Genomic DNA, 22,440 nt, shown 5'->3' on the forward strand with positions numbered 1-22,440 from the left:
TAATTTAATGATAAAAAAACCATATTGGCTATGGTTTTTAAGAAGTTTAGTCTAAGGGACTTTTGCTTAGCTGCTTTTTTAGATAAGACTTTCTTTTGCCCAAGATACTGCTTGCAGGCGATTTTTGACTTTGATCTTTTTAAATACATTATATAAATGTGACTTGATCGTGTGCTCACTGACATATAATGCATCGGCAATTTCTAAATTTGATGATCCCGTCATTAGCTGGCGTAAGATCTCTTGTTCACGTGTTGTTAGCTCTGGTTTTCGGTCTAAATCAACGGCTTTAGTTGAACGATAAATAGAGATCAAGGAGCTTAGCGTGCGTCTTGGCATCCAGAATTCACCTTCAGTGATCTTTTGTATGCCTTTGCACACCACATCGAGTTCATCACGCTTATTAAACACGCCGAATATCGATGGCCAAGTGGAAATGTTTTCCATCGTGGTATCATCACTTAAATTAATCAATGCTAACCGAAACATACCGTGATATTGCTTTAATTTGTTTTTCAGTTGTTCTTGCGAAGTGGCACTGAGATTATCTGTATCAACGAGTAATAATAAGTTGTCATCAATCGAGATCCGTTCAATCTCAGCTACTTCACGCAGCTGTTGCACCGGTATATCGAGTTTAGCTCTTAAGCAAGAGACTAACGTGGCAACTTGCAGACTAGGCTGAGACAGCAGTACTACATTTGGGTAATCCGACATATGACTAAATCCTTTAGTTTGTGTGGTGATATCCATATCTATGCTTAATTGCATTATAAAGCGATTAAACTTAGCTAATGACTTAATTAAAGTGTTAAATGTAGTACCTAAGTTCAATGTAACTTGGTACTAAAGTATTAACGCCTAGTGGAGGCGGCAAGTTAACCTCGCTGGAAACTTAATGTTAACCAGTTGTTAACTTCAGTTAACATATCGGGGTGGCATAAATGAGTCAAGTTGGCATTGAGTTTTATCGCGACTCATACTTTTATCTTTTAGCTATATTGATGGTTTAATCGGGTGTAAAACTTTTGTTTTCATTGTGTTAGCAGGTTATATTGGCGTTTTATTTCGTTAGATATTATTAACTTGGTGTTTTACGGTTATTTTTGTTTTTTGTTAATGCTAAAGCATGGCTAGCATCATTGTGGTTGTTTTAAATAAATTTTATTGTCAGCTGGAATGACGTGTTAACATGGCGCTGTAAATATTAAGGGGTTGATGGATTAATTATGGATAATGTAGCTTTATCTAAATTAGAGCAAAAAACAGCAGTGTCGTTAGCATTGGTCTTTGGCTTAAGAATGCTTGGTTTATTTATGATCATGCCGGTTTTTGCTATTTATGGACGCGATTTAATTGGTTATTCACCACTTTGGGTCGGTATCGTCATTGGTGCTTATGGGTTAACCCAAGCGATATTGCAAATACCGATGGGACAATTATCTGACCGTATCGGTCGTAAGCCGGTTATTATTGCGGGTTTAGGTTTGTTTTGTGTAGGCAGTATCGTTGCTGGTATGGCTGATTCTGTTTATGGTGTGGCTTTTGGACGTATAATCCAAGGTACGGGGGCTGTTGCCAGTGCAATTCTTGCGTTAGCGGCGGATATAACCCGTGAGCAACAACGTCCGAAAGTGATGGCTGTTATCGGTATGTGTATCGGGCTGTCCTTTGCTTTTTCGCTGGTGGCTGGACCAGTTTTAGCACAGTGGATCGGCCTTAAAGGTATTTTCTTTGTCACTGCAGCATTGGCGATTGTTGGTATGTTGGTGGTGCATTATATTGTACCGAACTCGACAACCAAAGCACCTGCTGGTGATGCGAGTACCAATAGCAAAAAATTAAGAGCCATGTTGCGTAATCCGCAATTATTGCGTCTCGATGTTGGTATCTTTTTATTACACTTAACCCTGACGGCGGTATTTGTATCACTGCCATTTGAATTAGAAGCGGCAGGACTGGTTGGTGAGCACCACTGGTGGGTATATTTCCCGGCATTACTGCTATCATTTGTACTGATGGTGCCTATGTTGATTATTGCGGCGAAAAAGAAAATGAATAAACAATTTTTCTTATTCTCGATTGCATTAATGGGCCTTGCGCTGTGCGTGATGGGTTTTGCAAGTGGTAGTGTGTGGTTATTTGCACTTGCTATCGTGTTGTATTTTACCGCCTTTAACTTTTTAGAAGCATCGTTACCTGCGATGATCTCGATGTCGGCACCGGCGGGTGCAAAAGGCTCGGCAATGGGCATCTATTCTACATCACAATTTGCAGGTGCATTTTGTGGCGGTATTATCGCCGGTAGTTTGTATTCTCAACTGGGTTCACAAGGTTTATTTTTTATCATTGCTGCAGTAATGATAGTGTGGTTTGTTATTTCTTTGGGTTTAGAAAATGTCGGTCAAGTGAAGGCGCATACCATCGCAGTGACGATCGCAAACCAAAGAGAAGCTGAATTAATAGCCGAAAAGCTAATATCGCTTTCCGGTATTAATGAAGCTGTAGTAGTATTAGAAGAGCAGGTTGCTTATTTAAAAGCGACCAAAGATTTTGAAATAGACCAGGCTTTGAACCTGGTTCGTGAACAGCACAGGAGCTAGCATGGCCAGTCGTGGCGTAAATAAAGTAATTATTCTTGGTAATTTAGGTAATGATCCTGAAATCCGCTCATTTCCAAATGGTGGCGCGGTTGCCAATCTAACAATTGCGACAAGTGAATCATGGCGTGATAAGCAAACTGGCGAACAGCGTGAGAAAACAGAGTGGCACCGTGTTGCAGTATTCGGGAAATTAGCTGAAATTGCAGGTGAATACTTACGTAAAGGTTCACAGGTGTATATTGAAGGCGCATTACAAACACGTAAATGGCAAGATCAAAATGGCCAAGACCGTTACACTACAGAAGTAGTAGTACAAGGTTTTAACGGCGTAATGCAAATGATTGGTTCGCGTCAAGGCGGTCAACAACAGCCTGCTGCTGGTGGTACTTACAATAGTAATAGCAACCAACAGCCACAACAGCAGAACCAAAATGCGGGTTGGGGTCAACCACAACAGCCTGCTGCTGCACCGCAACAACAGGGTGGTTATAACCAACAACCACAACAACCATCACAGCAAGCACCACAACAGGCGCCACAGCAACAAAGTTATGCTCCACAACAGCAAACTCCAGCTGCAGCACCTCAGCAACAAGCTCCGCAACAAGGTTTTAACGAACCGTCTGCAGATTTTGATGATGATATTCCGTTCTAGATCCCGTATTTATTAAAAGTGTAATAATAAGTACCTTTAACTAGATGAATATCCCTAAACCCAGCGTAACTGCTGGGTTTTTTTATTTTTGATGATTTTGGAGTAATCGATAATTATCTATGCTTAGTGTCTGCTTTGGTATTTTTTATTGTGTTAAGACCACATGATATTAGTTTTTTATATGTTATTAACAGCAGAATACAGTAGAATAATTAACTATATCGGTACTCTGTTGCCGTTACCATAATTTGTGTTTTAATCATGAAATTCTGATATAGGGATGTATAAGAATATATGAAATTTACCAATAAACTGATTGGTTTTATTATTTTTTGTGTGCTCTCATCAGTCGGTGTGGTACTGCTCGGCGGCGGCGTTAGTTTACGTGGTCTGGCGATTGAAACCCAAAAACAAAATATCTCTCGATTGATTGATGTGATGGATGAGCAGTTGGCAATGGAAGATAGCGAACCACGCTTTGCATTCTGGCTACCTGAATTATTACGTGCGCATTCGGTATTAGAGCTTACGGTGGAAAAAAATGGCATCGTCAGTTACGACTTTAGGGCGCTAACGCCAGATACCTTTGCCGTCACTTCTTTCCTGAAAGAATACCATTTTGAGTTGCAAGCAAACAGTGATTTTACGGCTAAAGTTGTCATGCTTTCGCCGTATTATGCGATGGAATACCCACCGGAATTATTCACCGGTGTAAGTATGGGGTTACTCATTGCTTTGTTCGGGTTAGTTATTGCAATTAGGCTGCTTAAAAAGGGCATGTATGGGGCTGAATTACTGTCCATGCGCAGTTATAAGATCCTTAATGGCGATCACGTTAAAGTGGCGGTGGGCTCTGAGTCTGAGTGGCCCAAAGCAACTAGCCGAGCGTTTGATAAACTCATTGCCGATCTCGAAGATACCAAGCAAGAGCGTAGTCGTTTTGATTCTTATATGCGTACCAATGCTTTTGTTGACGCATCTACTGGTATTGGTAATCGTGACTTCTTTTTAAATCAATTAGAAGCGATGCTATCTGATCCCGGTGTCATCGCGGGTACCGTTATCAAGATTGAACTCTATGAGTTATCGCAATTAAATTATGACCATGGTGTTGCAGGTGTCGACGGAATGGTGAAGTCGGTCAGTGAACTGTTAAGTAAATTTGTCGACCGTTTTACTGGCTCTGTGCTGGCGCGCTACCGCGGTGATCAGTTTATGATTTTGCTGCCCAGGATCACCGGCTCGGAATCTGAAATTGTGATGAAGCAGTTGTATAAACTGCTAACGAGAGTGGGCTTATCAACGCCGGTCGATTGCGATGAGTTGTTTTATACTGGTGTCGCTATCTATCATTATGGCGAACAGGCAGAAGAGGTATTAGAAAACGTTGATCAAGCATTAAAAATTGCGGTGTTACAAGGCTGTTCAGGTTGGTTTTTATATGAGCAAGATGAGCAGACGCCTGTCTATGCCAAAGGTACCGTAAGATGGCGTGGCTTGTTTGAGCAAACCTTTAAAAATAACGCGTTTCATTATGAGCAGCAATTAATTCTAAGCATGGCTGATAATAAGGTACTGGGTCATGAAATTTACCCAAGATTGCAAGATGAAAATAATGAATGGATCCATGCTGGGGTCTTTTTGCCGATGGCAGAGAAGTGTGGTGTATTGAAACGAATTGACCGTCTGACTGTGGAACATGCAATTTCTAATTTAGAGACTAGTGACCCTATTGCTTGCGGGATAAACTTAGATATTCAGAGTTATTTAGATAAGCGCTTTATGCGCGCTGTGTACTTAGATATTATTCGCTTACCCGTGGCATTACGTTCATTATTGTATTTTGAGATCCATGAATATCAAATTAATCGTAATCTGGAGATGTTATTAGAACCGGCTAAAAACCTAAAAGCACTCGGTTGTTGCATCGCCGTGGATATGGTTGGTCAGGATGTGGTTGATTCTTCTTATATTAAGAAATTAAACGTGGACGTTATTAAGATCCACCCGAGTTTGGTACGTGACTTACATAAACGCCAAATCAATCAATTAGCGATTCGAAGTATTCTTGGTGGCACTGTTAACTTGGCCACGACTGTGGTCGCTGTTGGTGTTGAGTCGAAAGGTGAATGGGATGCGCTCAATAAACTGGGTGTTTATGGCGCCCAAGGTTATTTTTGTAATAAAGTCAGTGTATTGGAAGAATCATAAAGTGACTTTACGGAGATGATTTTATTATTTTAAAGTGTCGTTATTGTGCTAACCTCACACTTTGCTTACTACTTAAAGCCGATTAAAGTATGATGGCCATCAAGTGATTTATAATGTAAGTATTCATTTATTTAGGTGCAATAGAATTTTATGCGTATACCCTGGTTAAAAAATCGTAAGGCACAAGCAAAACTGGGTGTTTTTATCGCTAAACAGCGCGTTGATATTTGTGCTTTATCAGCGGGTAATGAGGCAATTGCAGTACTTGACTCAAGTGCGTTTAATGATGTTTCGGAACTGATTAAAACCCTCAGTGAGCTGATTTCAAAACATAATCTGCAGGCTGCAACTTGCCATGTGGTGCTGTCGAATCAACTGTATCAGTTATTACAAATTGATAAGCCAAATGTGCCTGATGATGAAATTTCCAGTTCATTACCTTTCATTGCTAAAGAATTTATTAATGAAGCGATTGATACAGTCGTCTTTGATTATTTTTCGGTACCGAATCAAAATAAAATTAATCTCGTTTATTGTCCGAAAAATTTGGTTGAATTAATTGTTACAGCAATCCAGCAAGCAAAACTCGAACTGGTAACTATCGGCATTGAGGAATTAGCGACAGCCAATCTATTTAATACCAGTGCTGATGATGACCGAAAAAGTACCCAAATGTTAATTGCTCAGCAGGATCACCAAGAAATTAATTTGACGATTATTCATGATAATCAGCTGTATTTCTCACGACGCTTACGTGGTTTTTCGCGATTACGTGATTTACAGGAAGATCAACTTGATACCGCGCTATTAGATAATTTTAGTTTAGAAATTCAACGCTCAGCTGATTTTGTTGTTAGCCAATTAAAGTTACCTGAAGTAAAAGAAATTAACTTAGCCTTGCCGAGTACGATTTTAGCACCGTTAATTGCCCGCCTTCAACTCAACTTCACCATTCCGGTGACGCCGTTAAAGCATGCGTTTATTGCTGATAATGTCGATACTGGATTTTTACCTGCCATTGGCGGCGCGTTGGAAAAACTGTGATGAAGACTCGCGTAAATTTATATACTCAGGCGTTTAGGCCAAAGAAAGAGCGTCTTACCTTAACGCAGGCGATTGTTGCTATTGCCGGTTCTTTATTGCTGATGCTGACATTGACCATACTGTCTGAAAATGAAAATAGCTTGCTAACGCACAAAGTGGCGCTGGCGAAAAAAGCGGTGAGTGAGTTAGCTGGTGAAGTCGACGTATTATCTGCTAAGGTTGCGCGTCATGTGCAAAATCCAGCCTTAGCTCAACAATTAGCATTATTGAATACCCGCTTACAATATCGTGACGAGTTACTTGTGCAACTGTCTGCATTGGCGCAGGTGCAAACTAGTGGTTTCGCAATTCTGATGTCTGATCTGGCCGCACAGCGAGATAAAGATATTCGCATCACTCAAATTCGTTTAGCGGGTGAGAGTATGACGTTGACTGGTCTTGCGCGAAATCATGATGCGATACCACGCTGGATTGGTAAATTTTCGGCCGCTAAATCGTTGCAAGGACGAGAGTTTAGCCAGTTAAATATTACCCGTAACGAGGACGATATTATCGTGTTTACCTTGACGAATCAGGCGATCACGGAGGCCAGTAAATGATGAAGCAACATTGGCTAACGATTAATGATAAATTCAGACAATTATCGATGCGTGAGCGTATCCTTATTGTCGTGTCATTAGTCGCATCGGTTATTTATGTTATTGATAGCTTTGTGCTGGCACCAAATTATGCTCGTCATAAACAACTAACATCACAATTGTCGTCTTTAGGCCAACAGCAACGCCAACACGGCTTTACTCTCGCTGAGTTACAGCGTGTATTGGCGACAGACCCGAATAAAGTGATAAAACTACGTATTTTACGTGCTGAAAATACGCTTAAAAAAGCCAATGGTAAATTAACGGATCTGACTGCGGATTTAATCAATTCCAATCAAATGGCCTTGGTGCTTGGTGATGTATTAAGTCGAGCAAAAAAGGTGAAGTTGATCGCTATTGAATCATTACCGGTAACAATAATCACGGGCAATAGTAATAAGCAGGCATTAGCAAAAGACCAAGGTAAAGCTAAACCGAAATTGACGAGTCGCAAAGGTAAAGATCTCAATGCAGATGAAATTACCAACAAGCAACCGCTGACCAGCAATATTGATACCATGCTCGACTCGAGCGGTGCTGAAGTACTGCTTTATCGTCATGGTTTACGCATTACTATGACGGGCGCATTTTTTGATATTCAAGCCTACCTCGATTCAATTGAGCAATTACCGAAGAAATTTTATTGGAAAGTATTTGATTATCAAATGCAAGAATATCCAACTGCCGAAGTGGTAATGGAAATCTATACCTTGAGTATTAATAAGGAGTTTATTCGTGGTTAAACTACTACTGCCTATATTCATACTATTAAGCGCAAGCATCGCGCAAGCAGGTCAAGGTGTGATTAATGGCAATGTACTTGATGATCCAACCGGTCCTTGGGGTGCGGCAGATCCCGTTGTACGCAGTCAAAACAAAGCAAAGGTGAAGATCCCCCGCTTACAGGCTATTTTTGTGCGAGATAATAGCCATATCGCCATTATGAACGATAAAGAAGTCGCCGCTGGCAGCTGGGTATCGGGCTTTCAGGTACGTCGCATTACCGACGATTTTGTGTATTTTATACGTAACGATAAAGAATTTAGATTGTCATTATTCGGCAGCAAAATTAAACATTAAGGCTCAGATTTAATTATGAATAAGTTGTATCTTGCAATTATTTTAGGGATGTTTTTAACGGGTTGCGAAACAACGCGTAGTTCACTTGAGCCTGTGGAGATCAAAGCATCCATTCAAGCAGAACTTGCTCGTGCTGATGCCCAACAACAAGCTTGGACTGTCCCTGATGATGTGAATGCTGAATTGTTACCAGAATTTGATGGTCATGATGCGTTAAACCGTCCGATGATTGAGCCGCGTATGGATATTTCGGCTAAATCAGTCACCGCGCGTCAATTCTTTGGGTCGTTATTAAAAGGCACTAAATATAACTTAACCGTTAGCCCTGATGTATCGGGTCGTATCACGGTGGTGCTCAATGATGTGACGATTGCAGAAACTATGGATGCGGTTGCCGATATGTATGGTTATGATATTAAGCGTCAAGGTAATACCTACCGTGTTAATGGTGCCGGCGTTCGCACCGAAATCATCCCGATGAATTATTTATTGATGAAGCGTAATGGGTTATCAAACAGCTCGATTAGCTCGGGTTATCTCACCGATAATAGTTCGTCGAGCAGTTCTTCAGATAATGACAGTTCATCAAGTTCGTCATCAAGCAGTACCGGCACCGAAATTTCAACGCAAACTAATACCGATTATTGGGCGGAATTAGAGTATACCTTATTAGCATTAACGGCGAATCAAGAAGAGACCCAGGTGATCATCAGCCCACAAGCCGGTTTAGTGACAGTACAGGGTTATCCAAAAGATATTCGTAAGATCAAAGATTTTCTGGCTAAATCTGAGCAGCATTTACAACGTCAAGTCTTGCTTGAAGTGAAAATCATGGAAGTGACGTTAAATGACGGTTATAAGCAAGGTATTGATTGGAACGTCAATAATAGCAACGTCGCCGCAGATTCATCGTTCAATTTTAGTATTACTGATATTACCGACCTCGCGTCTGGTGCTGGGGTGTTCACACTGGCAGGTAATGACTTTAGTGCGGCGATCAGTTTGTTAAAAACCCAAGGTGATGTCAACGTCCTCTCTAGCCCACGGGTCACTGCGCTGAATAATCAAAAGGCGGTGATTAAAGTCGGCAGTGATGAATACTTTGTGACGGGTTACAGCAGTACCAAATCAACATCATCAGACGATGATTCTATTGAGCAAGATGTTGAGTTAACCCCATTTTTCTCTGGTATCGCGCTCGATGTTACACCGCAAATTGATAGCGACGGCGGGGTATTATTACACGTTCATCCGTCGATTATAGAGGTCACTGACTCAAATAAAATTGTTGCCGGTATTGAATTACCGTTGGCGAAAAGCGATGTGCGGGAAACCGATACCGTGGTAAAAGCGAAAAGCGGTGAAATTATTGTGATTGGCGGTTTAATGAAAACAGCGAATAAAGATCTGGTTTCTAAAGTACCCTTCTTAGGCGATATTCCTTGGTTAGGCGAACTCTTTACGTATCGTTCGCAATCAGTACAAAAAACCGAATTAATCATTTTAATTAAACCGATTGTGGTTGATCAAAATACCTGGCGTATTGAGCTAGAGCGATCAGCTGAATTACTTGAGCAATGGTATCCAACTGAATCAAAAAATGAGCAAGAGTAATGTATAAAGCGCATTTTGGTTTGACCGAAGTACCGTTCGGTCTGACCCCCAACACGCAATTTTACCATCCGTTAGTGCCCCATTTTGAAGCGCTGCAAGTGTTGACGACAGCGCTTGCTGCTGGCGAAGGTTTTATTAAAGTCACGGGTGAGGTAGGGACGGGTAAAACACTCATTTGCCGGAAATTGCTGAATGAGCTTGGCGACAATTATGTCATCGCTTATTTACCGAATCCGTATTTAACGCCAAATGAAATACGGGCGGCGATTGCCAGTGAATTAAGTATTGATGCAAGTTTAGATCAGCACCAGTTAACCGAAGCCTTAAATCATCATTTAATTGCATTATCAGCAGCAGATAAACAAGTTGTGCTGTTAATTGATGAAGCACAGGTGCTGCCACATGAAACATTAGAGGCTTTGCGTTTAATTAGTAATTTAGAGACTGAAAGCAAAAAACTGCTGCAGGTGGTGTTATTTGGTCAGCCCGAATTAGACACTCGCTTGCAGCAAGATAATTTACGCCAGTTACGTCAGCGTATTACTTTCTCTTACCAACTTCGTCCTTTACTCGCTAATGAAACCTCGAGCTATGTTGAACATCGTTTAACGATCTCGGGTTATCGTGGTGCACCGTTGTTTGAAGTAAAAGCATTGCGATTATTACATCAGGCCAGTGGCGGCATTCCACGTTTAATCAATATATTAGCGCATAAATGCTTAATGTTAAGTTATGGCGAAAACGTGCGGAATATTAATACCAATTTAGTGAAACTCGCGATACAAGATACAGAGAGTGCCATGCAGCCACGTAATCTCCGGTTACCGATAATGGCGGGTATTTTAGTGATTGAAATGATGTTAGTCATTTGGTGGTTTGGAGAATCAATACTGTGAGTGTTATTAATCAAATGCTGCAAGGCCTAGATAAAGGGACACAGCAGCAACAAGCCGATGTTGAATCGAGTGGCGCGGTGATTGTGGCGGCGCCAAAAAGTCAAAATAAACTTGTCATCGTATTGATCTCTTCCATTGTTATTTTTGCTGCGCTAGCAGGGTATTTGTTTGTACAAAAACAAAGTCGTGCCGCAAAAGTGAGTGTGCAACAAAATATTGTCGTGCCAGTTGTAAGCCGTGATAATAATACCCAAGTTAATGGGCCGTTGATCGCTAAAATAATATCAGCAGAGTTAGTTGAACAACCAGTGGTCATTAAGCTGGATGACGATAAAGTGACAATGGCTGAGCCGAGAGTAATGAAGCCAATAGTGGCGAAACCTGTAATGACAAAACAAGTGGTTGCTCAATTGGCTGTCGCACCAGTAACTGAAACTTCGGCGGCAGTGGTCAGCAGCACCAATAAAGTAGCGGGTTCAGCAGCAACTAAAATGACTCATGTTAAAAACGTTGTAGTCGCTCGAGTCGAAAAGGTAACGCCGAAAACGATTACACCTGTCGCCGTTACAGCACCGCAAACTGTTGCTAAACACGTTAAGGCGACAACGCCTGAGTCAGAGCATGTCGAAGACAGCGTATTAATTAAAGCGGTAACGCGAACGCCTCTGCAGCAAGCGCAGTTATATGCTACGCAAGCGGATAGTGCCTTACTTGCGGGTGATAAAGAACGGGCTAAGCAACTATTTTCTAAGGTGTTAGCCTTTGATAAGCAACATAATTTATCGCGAGAAACATTAGCCGCTATCTTATATGGTGAGCAACGAACACAATCTGCGGTTAATTTGTTGCAAGAAGGCTTGAGTGTATCGCCTGACTACACGAATTTCCGGTTAATGCTGGCGCGTATTTATTTAAAGAATAAAAATAAACAGCAAGCCTATTATTACCTGAAGCCACACCGACCGGAAGTGGCCGGTAATGTTGATTATTACGCGCTCCTCGCTGGCTTGGCACAAAGTCTTGATGATTTAGATAGCGCATTAATGGCTTATAAGACCTTGACCGAACACGAGCCTAACCGTGCCAAATGGTGGTTAGGGCTGGGTATTTCCGCAGATAAAGCCAAGCAAGTGACGTTAGCGTTAAATGCTTACCACACGGCACAAAACATGGGGCAGCTATCAGCATCATCACGTAATTATATCAATGCTCGAATTATCCAGTTGGAGAAACAGTAATGGCGCAATTAAAATTAAAACAACGACTGGGTGACTTACTTGTTGGTGAAGGCATCATCAGTGATGAGCAGCTCGGTTTAGCGTTAAAAGAACAGCGCAGTAGTGGCCGTAAACTCGGTGCCACGTTAACGCATCTCGGTTTTATTACTGAAGAGCAACTGCTGAACTTTTTATCTCAACAGTTGGATATTCCATTTTTAAATATCGCCACACTGACTATCGATCCGCAAAGCGTGATGAAGTTACCGGAAGTACACGCACGTCGTCACCGGGCATTAGTGGTAAAAGCCGAACATGATGTACTGACGATTGCGTTAAGTGATCCGGCTGATCTAAACGCGGTTGAAGCGATATCGAATGTATTATCGGCGTATCAACTTGAATTTGCGATTGTTAGAGAAAGTGAATTATTACCCGCCTATGATCGCTTATACCGTCGAACCAAAGACATTGAAGCGTTTGCTGGTCAGTTAGAAGATGAGCATAGACCGGCGCAAGAATTTGATATTTTTAGAGATGTCGATGATGCCTCGAGTGAAGCCACCGTGGTTAAATTTCTTAACTCGGTGTTTGAAGATGCGGTGCAAGTGGGCGCCTCGGATATTCATATTGAACCCGATGAAAACGCGCTGCGTATTCGTTTACGTGTTGATGGTGTGCTGCAAGAAAATGTATTGAATGAAGTGGCTATCGTACCAGCGCTGGTATTACGGTTAAAATTAATGGCCGGTTTAGATATTTCTGAAAAACGGTTACCGCAAGATGGCCGCTTTAACTTAAAGGTACGTAATCAATCGATTGATATACGTATGTCGACCATGCCGGTGCAATACGGTGAATCTGTGGTCATGCGATTACTGAATCAAGATTCCGGTATTTTCCAGTTAGAAAGTACCGGGATGCCTGCAGACTTAATTAAACGCTTACGTGGTTTGATCCGCCGTCCTCATGGCATGGTATTGGTAACCGGCCCGACCGGTAGTGGTAAAACCACCACCTTATATTCTGCCTTGAGTGAGCTAAATGAACCCGGTAAAAAGATCATTACCGTGGAAGATCCGGTGGAATACCGTTTGCCGCGGATCAGTCAAGTGCAGGTCAACCCTAAGATTGGTTTAGACTTCGCGCATATTTTACGCACGTGTTTACGTCAGGATCCGGATATTTTATTAGTCGGCGAAATGCGTGACAAAGAAACCGTCGAAATTGGTTTACGTGGTGCATTAACGGGTCACATGGTGTTATCGACGCTGCATACTAACGACGCGATCACGTGTGCATTACGGTTAATGGATATGGGCGCACCGGGTTATTTAATTGGCGCGGCATTACGGGCGGTTGTTGCTCAGCGTTTAGTGCGCAAATTATGTAATCAATGTAAAAGCAGCCATGCGCTGACCAGCAGTGAACATTATTGTTTAGAAAAAATAGCCAAAGCACCGTTAGGTGATGAACAGTTCTATCGCAGCGTTGGTTGTCAAAGTTGTAACTATAGCGGCTACCGTGGTCGTATCGGTGTGTTTGAGTTATTGGAAATAAGTGATGCGATGGGTGATGCATTACGACGTGAATCGGCGGCTGAATTTGAGGTCGAAGCACGTAAGAGTAAACATTATCGTCCATTAGTATTATCAGCGCTGGATTTTGCTAAGCAAGGCTTGACCTCTATTGAGGAAGTATTAAAACTGGCAGATGAAGTGACCCTTGATGATCATGACAGCGACATCAGTAATGATAGCCATCATTCAGCAACTGTTAGCGTGAGTGAACCCGCTGTTTCTAATACCTTAGGTGCCAATATTGCCGCCCATGTCAGGGAGTTAGATAAAGTCGATAATGTTGATATTGAAAATATTTTACGCTTGGTCAACGCGGTTAGATCGCTGGACCGCAGTGGTCAGTAAACAGGACGATTAAGGTTAGCCAATGCCAAATTTTACGTATAAAGGCCGCGATAGCCAAGGCAATGCTGTTTCTGGTAAACAAGAAGCGCAGAACCAAGATGCATTAGTACAATCGTTAATGGCGAAAGGTATTACCCCTACTGACATTAAAGTGGTGAGCAGCAGCGGTAACAACATTGATCTTAGCCAGTTGCTGACCCCGAAGATCCCGCTGGCCGAGTTAGTTATTTTTGCCCGTCAGATGTATTCACTGACACGAGCAGGTATTCCGATGATCCGTGCGATCAAAGGTTTATCAGAATCGAGTTCACATGCGAAGCTTAAAGACGTGCTTAATGATGTGGTTGTTCGCTTAAACAGTGGTAATACACTATCGGCATCCATGGCAGCACACCCGCATGTATTTGCCTCTATTTTTGTTTCCATTGTGCGCGTGGGTGAGAATACCGGTCGTTTAGATGATTCATTTTTACAAATCGCCAATTATTTAGAATTAGAAATGGATACTCGACGTCGTATTGCCAGTGCTGTGCGTTATCCTATTTTTGTATTAATCGCTATTACAGGCGCGATGGTGATCTTGAATATTTTTGTTATTCCGACGTTTGCTAATATGTTTAATAAGTTTGGTGTGGAACTTCCGTGGGCAACACGGACATTATTAGCCTCATCGGCTTTTTTTGTGAATTATTGGCACTTATTAATTATTGCGGTGATTGCCGCTGTTATTGGTTTTAAATATTATATTCAAACTGATAAAGGCAAATTGCGTTGGGGGCTGTTTACTATTCGCATTCCGATTGTTGGTCCTGTGATTGAAAAAACCTTGTTATCCCGTTTTGCGCGCAGCTTTTCATTGATGCTCAGGGGCGGTGTGCCCTTGAATAACAGTTTGTCACTGGTGGCATCAACCGTGGATAATGCCTGGATGGAAGTGCGTATTTTAGGGATGCGAGCAGGTATTGAAGAAGGTAAAAGCCTGACTATAACGGCGAGTGAAAGCGGTATGTTTACCCCGCTTATTTTACAAATGATCTCGGTGGGTGATGAAACTGGTCAAGTGGATGATTTGTTATTAGAAGCGGCGCAGTTTTATGAACGCGAAGTGGATTATGAATTGCAATCACTGACCGCTAAGATCGAACCAATATTGATCGGCATTGTTGCCATCATGGTATTAATTTTAGCACTGGGTATTTTTGTGCCGATGTGGGATATGATGGGTGTAGTTCAAGGTTAACCTTAAACTACCACCATGGTATTATACTGATGCTAATGCTTTATAACATTCTTTATTATTACGCTGGTTGTAATATAGAAAATTATAAGCGGGCAGAATGTTGAGATTAATTGGCATTAATGAAAAAAAACTAGTGAAACTGTGACTTTTTTGGCATAGTATCGAAAAATATACTAAGACGTGCATAAATGTAAATTAGGTGGATGTTCTACCGGTTATATGTTCATGTAATTTATACAAAAAATGCTTTTGGAGCTAAAATGAAAAGAAATGCAGGTTTTACACTAATCGAATTAGTGATCGTAATTATTGTTCTAGGTATCTTAGCTGCAACGGCAGTGCCGAAGTTTATTAATCTTCAAGATGATGCTAAAGAAGCGGCAATGAAAGGTGTTGAGTCTGCGCTGCATAGTGCTGCTAATATCGTTTATTCTAAGTCAGCTATTGATGGTGTTGAAAGTAATGCATCAGATAGTATTTCTACATCTAGCGGTGATGTTAATGTTATTTGGGGTTATCCTGCTGCTACGTCAGCAGGTATTGCAAGTGCAGTTGAATTAAGTGGCTTCGATTCTGGGACTTCTGGGACTTCTTATACATTCTGGAATGGAGCTTCAAGCTCAAGTGATACTTGTGTTACTTATAGCCAGCCAGCAACTAGCGCTGCAGGTTACACAATCGTAAGTGGAAATTGCTCATAATAACGTGATTAACTGTTAAATGGGTATTAATCTATTTAATGAGCAAAAGGCTTACTTCGGTAAGCCTTTTTATTTTCAGCAACGTATTGGTTAATGCCTGTTATTAATGCAACTTACTTAATTTTATAATATTATCAATATCCAATATGGGAAAACGCTAATACCTAGTATCCACCATTTTTAAGCCATCAAGTACGGTCGCTATGCATAAAAAATCAGGCTTTACCCTTATCGAACTCGTTATTGTTATCATCCTTTTAGGTATTCTGGCTGCGACCGCGCTCCCTAAATTCATCGGTAATAATAGTTTTGAAGCCCAAACTTATCGTGATCAACTACTGCAATTATTAAAAACGGTGCAGCAGCAAGCGATGAGTTGTGATCTTGATTGTCGAGCTTCTCTTGCTGGTAACCCTCGCGACCCTTTAACGGGTAATGCCTATGCGTGTAATCGAGTTGTCATCACAACTGAGCGATTTGGTATTCCAACAAATTGTGGCACAAGTTTACCAACTAGTTTTTCTGCTAATCAATTAGGCATGAGTGTTACAGAAGCAAATAGCGCCAATGTCAGTTTCTCGGTTAGTGGGACTGTAAACATAAGTACTACAACGCTTGAATTTGATTCATGGGGTATTGTTAGTAACTGCACATCAGGCTGTAATATCAGTATCATCGGCGATCAACCATTAACAATCCGCATCGAACCTCAAGGTTACATCCATGAATTATAGACAACGTGGTTTCACCTTAATCGAGATAGTGGTTGGCATCGTTGTACTTGCTGTGGCGATGACCATTGTCACCAGCATATTTCTACCGCAGGCTAATAAGATGACTGGGCCCATGTATCAGATAAAAGCCACGGCCTTAGGTAAGAGCATCATGAACCAAGTGCTTATTCGTTATTATGATGATGTTAACGCCCGTGCCAATGGTTCTATCCGTTGTGGCCAAGTTATTGCCGGTAGTGTGACCGTTTCGTGCAGCGCTAGCTTAGGGTTAGATGTTGTCGAGACTAAAGCTAGCCCAAATGGTTTTAATGACGTTGATGATTATCATATTTATTGTGACGACCAAACGGGTTATGATCCCAAAGTGGCGTTAGGTCTTTTCACTAGTGAGTATCCAGGTTATGGCGTTAGAATTTGTGCCTCGCTGGCAGCAGATAAGTTTGGTGGTAGCAGTGGTGAAAACCATGTCGCTAAACGGATCTCAGTGACAATATTCATGCCTAATAATGAAGCTATCACGCTGACTTCATTTAAGGGGAACTATTGATGCCTAGAGCGATTAAACACAAACAGCTCGGTTTCACCTTAGTTGAACTTGTTATGGTGATTATCTTATTAGGCGTTGTCGGCACTTTTAGTAGCCGTTTTATCAGTGATAACGTGATTCTTTATCAAACGTCGGTCAATCAGAATGAACGTCTAAATGATGCCCGTTTTGTGCTGAATCGGATGAGTAAAGAGCTGGATTCTGCAATTGCATTTAGTGTCACTGCTGTGTCTAATATTCCGGGGCAAATGTGCATTCAATTTGTGCCGTTCACGGCTGCAGGCCAGTACATTAATAATGTCGGAGGGCAAAGCTCAATTGAGTTGATAATGGATCCCATGACTCGCTCTGGCAGCCGTGCGGTAACTACGTTTATAGGTCTGCGTATCAGTGTGTTAACCACGAATGCTGACGATTTCTACATTACGACTGAAAATGCGAGCGATAGTATAGCGACAATTAGTACTTATACAGCGTCGGGTTCACAAGCGACTCTGGATCTAGATGAACCACTAGACCGAGACTCTGCGGTATCACGCTATTTTATTGCTGAAAATAAAGTGCAATATTGTTTACGCTCTAGCGGTGATGCTATGGAGTTGTCACGCAGTGAAGCATCCTTAACTGACTCTGTTTATCCTCTCTCTGTCTTGATGGTGGATAATTTAAGTACTAATAGCAGCATGACATTAACGACCGCGACGCAGTTTAGTAATGCTATTTTGGAGTTAAGCTTCGGGTTTTTACTGCGGGATGGCAGTGAAATCAAATTTGAACATCAGGTGGTAATGACTAATGTCCCGTAATCATTGCGCTAGCAGCTATCAGCAACAACAGGGCAGTATGCTGGTCATTGCGGTATTTATCATCGTTGTTATTTCGTTATTAGCAGCGTCATTAAGTCGTATTTTGAGTTCGACTGCTGACGGTGTTGCTAATGAAGTGTATAGCGCGAAAGCTTATTTTGCTGCTGATAGTGGTATGGAATATGGGATTTATCGGGTGTTGAATGGTACTTTGGCGTGTAACATATTCCCAGTTCCCCCGCCTATAACGCCCTTTGCTATTGATGGTGAAACTGGATTGGAAAATTGTAGAGTGAGTGTTACATGTCAAACGATTAACTTACCTGATGGCAGTGAGCAATATTATTTAATCTCTACGGGTACTTGCGATGGTGGAAAAATTGTTGCTGAACATAAAGTTGAAGCAGAGGTTAAATTATGACGTTATTCAGGTCATGACAGACTATCTACCGCGTCGTTTAAATTAGAGGTTACACGCAAGCTAGCAGTATTGGAGCAGATTCGAGGTTATATGTATTTGTAAAGGTTTGTATAAGTACCATTGTTATTATTAATGTATCGTCAATAATATATTATAATAACGGCTGGTGTTTTTATGGGTTTTAATTGTGCATTTCACGAACGATTTTAGATTTAATACTTTCACGTACCAATGCTTTGCATTGTCACTCTGTTTATTTGTAGCGTTTTCAGCTGGTGCTGATGTGTTATTAACAGGCAGTATGAAAGTCGGCGATAATGATACCAAGCGTATTCATCCCCGCTATTTGTTAACCGCGAAAGACTCCAGAACAAATGATAAGTTGGAGGAGCCTCAAGCATCGAACGCAATCAATTTTCATCTCAGTAAAGACATTAATTTAACGCAAATTCGCCTAAATAATGCAAAGTCGATAAACGCTTCGTTGTATTTTGTTATCTGGAATAGTCGTGATCAGGTGATGGTTAATACCCGCTCTACCTCTTATTTATATTCAAGTAGTCAATTACTCAATACTCGTTTACCTGCTGGTGACTATAAATTGGTTGTTGTTGGGCAATGTTTTAATCGTGGGGGCAAACCAAAAGGTTGGTCTAATCGTTGCGGTAAAAACTGGGATTATGAAGATTTTTCTTTTTCTGATATTCAGCTAATCACTCCGCAAACCTCAAACAGTATTACCTTTTTACAACGCCGTCATATTGGTGATTCAAATGAGCGTCAAAATGATGGTTATGGCGGACGTTGGTACCCAGATCATCACGAAGGTGATGAAGTCGAATATGAGTTTACCCCGCCTCGTCGCACCAACTTAAAATCGATCACACTATATAATTATCGGGACCTTATTCCCAACCGTGATTATGTCAAGCTGACCCTTTCTGGTGATAACTTTAGCAAGCAAACGACCTATATGAATACGGATTCTAGCTCGGGTAACTTTGTCTGGCGATTGAATAAAACGTTATTACCGGGCGTGGAATATGAGTTGGAAATTGAAGTCGAGGATGATGGTGATGCAGATGACATTTCTTGGGATGATATCGTCCTTACAATGGGCCCCGATAGCAATGTTAATATTAACCATTACCGCTTAACTTATAGCGACCGCGCTTTAACTTGTGAGCCCGCTATCGTTACCGTGCAAGCGTGTATTAATCGTTATCAAACGGGTGATACCTGTGTGGAAGCGACAAGTTCAACAATGGCGACTTTAGTGGCAAAGGCTAAAAATAGTAATGATGTAATACGTCAATCCACGGGCCGTTTTGTTGGGACGACGAATGTTGATTTAGGGTATTTAAGTGCGGATGATTTAGCGCTGTCATTATCGGGTATTAATAAAGCCTATTACTGTAATGGCGCTCCAAGTGATGACAGTAACTGCGATATCAACTTTGCCGATGCCGGTTTTTTCTTTAGTTATGATAATGATAATGACGATGGCAGTAATGATATTGGCAATCAAGTAGCTGGTAAGCGTTTTTCTAAGCCCGTTAAATTAGAGGCTTTTTATAATGATAGAGGTCAGTGTAAAAACATCTTTAAAAATAATGAAGTCATCCCTGTCAATTTGGGTATTCAGTGTAAAGAGCCGGGGTCTTGTTCAGCGTTAGATTTCCTCGCGAATACCATTACATTAGGTAAAAATAACGCTAGTCAAAGTGTTGCATATGCACCTGTTGATCTTAAATTCACGCGAAACGGTACCCAAATTGATAACGCATTATATCAAGACGCGGGTAAGATCAATCTTATTGCCAGTTATACCATCGATGATGATACTCACCATTTAAGTGGCTTAACCATTAAAGGCGCGAGTAATCAGTTTGCTGTAAGACCTTATCAATTTCAAATCAATGCAGAAAATAAAACAACAGCAGCGGATTTAACGGCAAAGACTGCAAGCGATGACTTCATTAATATCCATAAAGCTGGGGAAAATTTTAACTTCAGTGTTAGTGCGGTGAATATCGATGGTATGACAACGACTAACTATCAGCCTGATAGTGGTACGCGTATAAAATTTAAATTAACGCGCTTAATACCTCAACTCACGGGAGTGGATGGAAGTTTTACTTATGCTAAAGGTAACTTAGGCATAGTCCAGACGAGTGGTGAATGGGTTACTGCTCAGCTTGAACCGTTTAAGAGTGGTGTTTCTTGGTATAGCCAAGCGCACTATGATGAAGCTGGCGCGATTCAAGTTAATGTGATGGATGATGGTTATTATGGCATGTCGTTCTCTGTTGATGAAAATGATGATGCAGAGGCAGCAGGGCAAGCTATAGGGCGTTTTATTCCATCACACTTTAAATTAACATCATCGAAAGTGGATAACTATGTTGGCAGTAATAATGCTTCTGCAAGTGGTTATGATTATGTCTTTCCTGATCAACTCGCCAATTATATTGCGGGAACAAAAGTACTACAGAACGACGATGGTAATATTTATGAATGTAGAGAAGAATGGGACCATTCCCAATGGTGTACAATATGGACCGAAGGATCGAATCAATATGAACCGGGTGTTGGTACTGCTTGGGAGATGGCTTGGACATTATCCGATGAGCCTGTTTCTGGCGCTGTATTTACTTATATGGACCAACCGGAGTTAGTATTTGACTATCGCCTTGAGGCGCAAAATGCACTTGGTTTAGTGACTCAAAATTACGATAAAGATAAAGCTACTGTCACCTTTACTGCGGACTCAGACGGACTGGACTTATCTTCTCGTTTACAAAATTTTGGGGGCGGGTGGTGTTATGGCGTTTATCAGCCTGGGCTGTGCGATGTAGATAGTACTTATGGCGTTGGCGATGACGGTTTGTTTACCCGCTTAGTGAGTGGTGAAGATGGCCCCATACTCAATACATTTTTTGGCATTGCGATATCAGATCTTGATGGTGTTGAGCTTGAAGACAAAGATATGCCGACGAATGTGAATACAGCCAAGCGCTTGTCTGCACTGGCTAGCGAACTACGTTATGGCCGTTGGAATATTAATGACGGTTATGGCCCAATTAATGATAAATTACCTGTTGTTATGCAATTAGAATATTATGATGGACAGCAGTTTATTATTAATCCTGATGATAGTTTGACAAGTTTTGTTGCTACTGGTGCTGAAGCGAAGATTAAAGGCAGTACATTGGGCATTAATCTGAGTGGTAGTGGTCAATTTAGGTATGGGGAGAGCCAAGAGCTGATGATTTCTTCGGTAAATCCTGGCGAGGCTATTTTAGAATATATAAATACACCGCCTTGGTTACAGTATGATTGGTCAGCAAGCACTAAAACCCCCACCGCTATTATTACTTTCGGCTTTTTCTATGGCAATGATCGCGTTATTTACCGTCGGCGATTAAATTAATGTTTGTCAGTCATAAAGTCTGATAAACTTGCCTCATTCTTTGCGCATTGGTAAAGTTAACCGATCCTGCAATATTTTACTAATAGGAATGCCCATAACCATGTTTAAGAAGTTAAGAGGCCTATTCTCTAGCGATTTATCAATCGACTTGGGAACCGCAAACACACTCATTTATGTTAAAGGTCAAGGTATTGTACTTGACGAGCCTTCTGTTGTTGCCATCCGCCAAGAGCGTGGTGCAAATAAGAGTGTTGCAGCAGTAGGTACGGCGGCTAAGCAAATGTTGGGTCGTACTCCCGGTAATATCGCCGCTATTCGCCCAATGAAAGATGGTGTAATTGCCGACTTTTACGTGACTGAAAAAATGTTACAACACTTTATTAAACAAGTGCATGACAATAATTTTTTCCGTCCAAGCCCACGTGTTCTGGTATGTGTGCCTTGTGGTTCAACACAAGTCGAACGTCGTGCTATCCGTGAATCTGCACAAGGTGCGGGCGCACGTGAAGTATTTTTGATTGATGAGCCGATGGCGGCAGCAATCGGTGCTGGTTTACCTGTTTCTGAAGCAACGGGTTCTATGGTTGTTGATATAGGCGGTGGTACCACCGAAGTTGCGATCATCTCACTAAACGGTGTGGTTTATTCTTCATCGGTACGTATTGGCGGTGATAA

General features: G+C 41.5%; 20 protein-coding genes. 19 read left to right on the top strand and 1 reads right to left on the bottom strand.

The window, feature by feature from the left end; all coding sequences use genetic code 11:
• Positions 1–78 precede the first annotated feature (78 nt).
• Positions 79–717 carry a LuxR C-terminal-related transcriptional regulator gene (locus PE36_RS17195; RefSeq protein ID WP_043994699.1) on the bottom strand — a complete coding sequence of 213 codons (639 nt, stop codon included), beginning with the start codon at positions 715–717 and terminating at the stop codon, positions 79–81.
• Positions 718–1,229: 512 nt separating this feature from the next.
• Here PE36_RS17195 and PE36_RS17200 point away from each other — a divergent pair.
• The 19 genes from PE36_RS17200 to PE36_RS17290 form a co-directional block, all read left to right on the top strand.
• Entirely contained in the window at positions 1,230–2,603 is a 1,374-nt protein-coding gene (locus PE36_RS17200) for an MFS transporter (protein ID WP_006033334.1), read from the top strand.
• A gap of 1 nt (position 2,604) precedes the next feature.
• Positions 2,605–3,258, top strand: coding sequence for a single-stranded DNA-binding protein (ssb, locus tag PE36_RS17205; protein WP_006033335.1), 654 nt, complete (start codon positions 2,605–2,607; stop codon positions 3,256–3,258).
• Positions 3,259–3,552: 294 nt separating this feature from the next.
• Entirely contained in the window at positions 3,553–5,469 is a 1,917-nt protein-coding gene (locus PE36_RS17210; protein WP_006033336.1) for an EAL domain-containing protein, read from the top strand.
• 150 nt (positions 5,470–5,619) lie between these two features.
• Complete coding sequence (gene pilM / locus PE36_RS17215; protein WP_006033337.1) at positions 5,620–6,513, top strand: pilus assembly protein PilM; 894 nt, start codon at positions 5,620–5,622, stop codon at positions 6,511–6,513.
• Positions 6,513–7,112 carry a hypothetical protein gene (locus tag PE36_RS17220; RefSeq protein WP_006033338.1) on the top strand — a complete coding sequence of 200 codons (600 nt, stop codon included), beginning with the start codon at positions 6,513–6,515 and terminating at the stop codon, positions 7,110–7,112. The genes pilM and PE36_RS17220 overlap by 1 nt, the downstream gene beginning before the upstream one ends.
• Positions 7,109–7,894, top strand: coding sequence for a hypothetical protein (locus PE36_RS17225; RefSeq protein ID WP_006033339.1), 786 nt, complete (start codon positions 7,109–7,111; stop codon positions 7,892–7,894). The genes PE36_RS17220 and PE36_RS17225 overlap by 4 nt, the downstream gene beginning before the upstream one ends.
• Positions 7,887–8,231, top strand: coding sequence for a hypothetical protein (locus PE36_RS17230; RefSeq protein WP_006033340.1), 345 nt, complete (start codon positions 7,887–7,889; stop codon positions 8,229–8,231). The genes PE36_RS17225 and PE36_RS17230 overlap by 8 nt, the downstream gene beginning before the upstream one ends.
• A gap of 15 nt (positions 8,232–8,246) precedes the next feature.
• On the top strand, positions 8,247–9,845 hold the full coding sequence (mshL, locus tag PE36_RS17235; protein ID WP_006033341.1) for a pilus (MSHA type) biogenesis protein MshL: 1,599 nt from the start codon (positions 8,247–8,249) through the stop codon (positions 9,843–9,845).
• The gene (locus PE36_RS17240; RefSeq protein ID WP_006033342.1) at positions 9,845–10,741 is read left to right on the top strand and encodes an ExeA family protein; all 897 of its coding nucleotides are present in this window, start codon (positions 9,845–9,847) and stop codon (positions 10,739–10,741) included. Before mshL ends, PE36_RS17240 begins: the two co-directional genes overlap by 1 nt.
• Positions 10,738–11,979: a lipopolysaccharide assembly protein LapB gene (locus PE36_RS17245; protein ID WP_006033343.1), complete on the top strand. Its 1,242-nt coding sequence runs from the start codon at positions 10,738–10,740 to the stop codon at positions 11,977–11,979. Before PE36_RS17240 ends, PE36_RS17245 begins: the two co-directional genes overlap by 4 nt.
• Positions 11,979–13,883, top strand: a complete 1,905-nt coding sequence (locus tag PE36_RS17250) for a GspE/PulE family protein (protein WP_006033344.1) — start codon at positions 11,979–11,981, stop codon at positions 13,881–13,883. Before PE36_RS17245 ends, PE36_RS17250 begins: the two co-directional genes overlap by 1 nt.
• Before the next feature lie 22 nt (positions 13,884–13,905).
• Positions 13,906–15,123, top strand: coding sequence for a type II secretion system F family protein (locus PE36_RS17255; protein ID WP_006033345.1), 1,218 nt, complete (start codon positions 13,906–13,908; stop codon positions 15,121–15,123).
• 260 nt (positions 15,124–15,383) lie between these two features.
• Positions 15,384–15,824: a type II secretion system protein gene (locus PE36_RS24910; RefSeq protein WP_006033346.1), complete on the top strand. Its 441-nt coding sequence runs from the start codon at positions 15,384–15,386 to the stop codon at positions 15,822–15,824.
• 203 nt (positions 15,825–16,027) lie between these two features.
• Entirely contained in the window at positions 16,028–16,558 is a 531-nt protein-coding gene (locus PE36_RS17265) for a prepilin-type N-terminal cleavage/methylation domain-containing protein (RefSeq protein WP_006033348.1), read from the top strand.
• Positions 16,548–17,105: a prepilin-type N-terminal cleavage/methylation domain-containing protein gene (locus PE36_RS17270; RefSeq protein ID WP_006033349.1), complete on the top strand. Its 558-nt coding sequence runs from the start codon at positions 16,548–16,550 to the stop codon at positions 17,103–17,105. Before PE36_RS17265 ends, PE36_RS17270 begins: the two co-directional genes overlap by 11 nt.
• Positions 17,105–17,911 (top strand): type II secretion system protein, encoded by an 807-nt coding sequence (locus PE36_RS17275; RefSeq protein ID WP_006033350.1) that lies wholly within the window; start codon positions 17,105–17,107, stop codon positions 17,909–17,911. The genes PE36_RS17270 and PE36_RS17275 overlap by 1 nt, the downstream gene beginning before the upstream one ends.
• Complete coding sequence (locus PE36_RS17280) at positions 17,901–18,332, top strand: PilX N-terminal domain-containing pilus assembly protein (protein ID WP_006033351.1); 432 nt, start codon at positions 17,901–17,903, stop codon at positions 18,330–18,332. Before PE36_RS17275 ends, PE36_RS17280 begins: the two co-directional genes overlap by 11 nt.
• Positions 18,333–18,519: 187 nt before the next feature.
• Positions 18,520–21,765, top strand: a complete 3,246-nt coding sequence (locus tag PE36_RS17285; protein ID WP_198138630.1) for a DUF6701 domain-containing protein — start codon at positions 18,520–18,522, stop codon at positions 21,763–21,765.
• A gap of 100 nt (positions 21,766–21,865) precedes the next feature.
• On the top strand, positions 21,866–22,440 hold a 575-nt coding region (locus tag PE36_RS17290), incomplete at its 3' end, for a rod shape-determining protein (RefSeq protein ID WP_006033353.1).

The organism is Moritella sp. PE36, from assembly GCF_000170855.1.
Taxonomy (GTDB): domain Bacteria; phylum Pseudomonadota; class Gammaproteobacteria; order Enterobacterales; family Moritellaceae; genus Moritella.

Coding starts and splice junctions, on each gene's coding strand:
- PE36_RS17255 (WP_006033345.1), top strand. CDS start 13,906: ATGCCAAATTTTACGTATAAAGGCCGCGATAGCCAAGGCAATGCTGTT.
- ssb (WP_006033335.1), top strand. CDS start 2,605: ATGGCCAGTCGTGGCGTAAATAAAGTAATTATTCTTGGTAATTTAGGT.
- PE36_RS24910 (WP_006033346.1), top strand. CDS start 15,384: ATGAAAAGAAATGCAGGTTTTACACTAATCGAATTAGTGATCGTAATT.
- mshL (WP_006033341.1), top strand. CDS start 8,247: ATGAATAAGTTGTATCTTGCAATTATTTTAGGGATGTTTTTAACGGGT.
- PE36_RS17280 (WP_006033351.1), top strand. CDS start 17,901: ATGTCCCGTAATCATTGCGCTAGCAGCTATCAGCAACAACAGGGCAGT.
- PE36_RS17275 (WP_006033350.1), top strand. CDS start 17,105: ATGCCTAGAGCGATTAAACACAAACAGCTCGGTTTCACCTTAGTTGAA.
- PE36_RS17195 (WP_043994699.1), bottom strand. CDS start 717: ATGTCGGATTACCCAAATGTAGTACTGCTGTCTCAGCCTAGTCTGCAA.
- PE36_RS17270 (WP_006033349.1), top strand. CDS start 16,548: ATGAATTATAGACAACGTGGTTTCACCTTAATCGAGATAGTGGTTGGC.
- PE36_RS17200 (WP_006033334.1), top strand. CDS start 1,230: ATGGATAATGTAGCTTTATCTAAATTAGAGCAAAAAACAGCAGTGTCG.
- PE36_RS17265 (WP_006033348.1), top strand. CDS start 16,028: ATGCATAAAAAATCAGGCTTTACCCTTATCGAACTCGTTATTGTTATC.
- PE36_RS17250 (WP_006033344.1), top strand. CDS start 11,979: ATGGCGCAATTAAAATTAAAACAACGACTGGGTGACTTACTTGTTGGT.
- PE36_RS17240 (WP_006033342.1), top strand. CDS start 9,845: ATGTATAAAGCGCATTTTGGTTTGACCGAAGTACCGTTCGGTCTGACC.
- PE36_RS17220 (WP_006033338.1), top strand. CDS start 6,513: ATGAAGACTCGCGTAAATTTATATACTCAGGCGTTTAGGCCAAAGAAA.
- PE36_RS17210 (WP_006033336.1), top strand. CDS start 3,553: ATGAAATTTACCAATAAACTGATTGGTTTTATTATTTTTTGTGTGCTC.
- pilM (WP_006033337.1), top strand. CDS start 5,620: ATGCGTATACCCTGGTTAAAAAATCGTAAGGCACAAGCAAAACTGGGT.
- PE36_RS17225 (WP_006033339.1), top strand. CDS start 7,109: ATGATGAAGCAACATTGGCTAACGATTAATGATAAATTCAGACAATTA.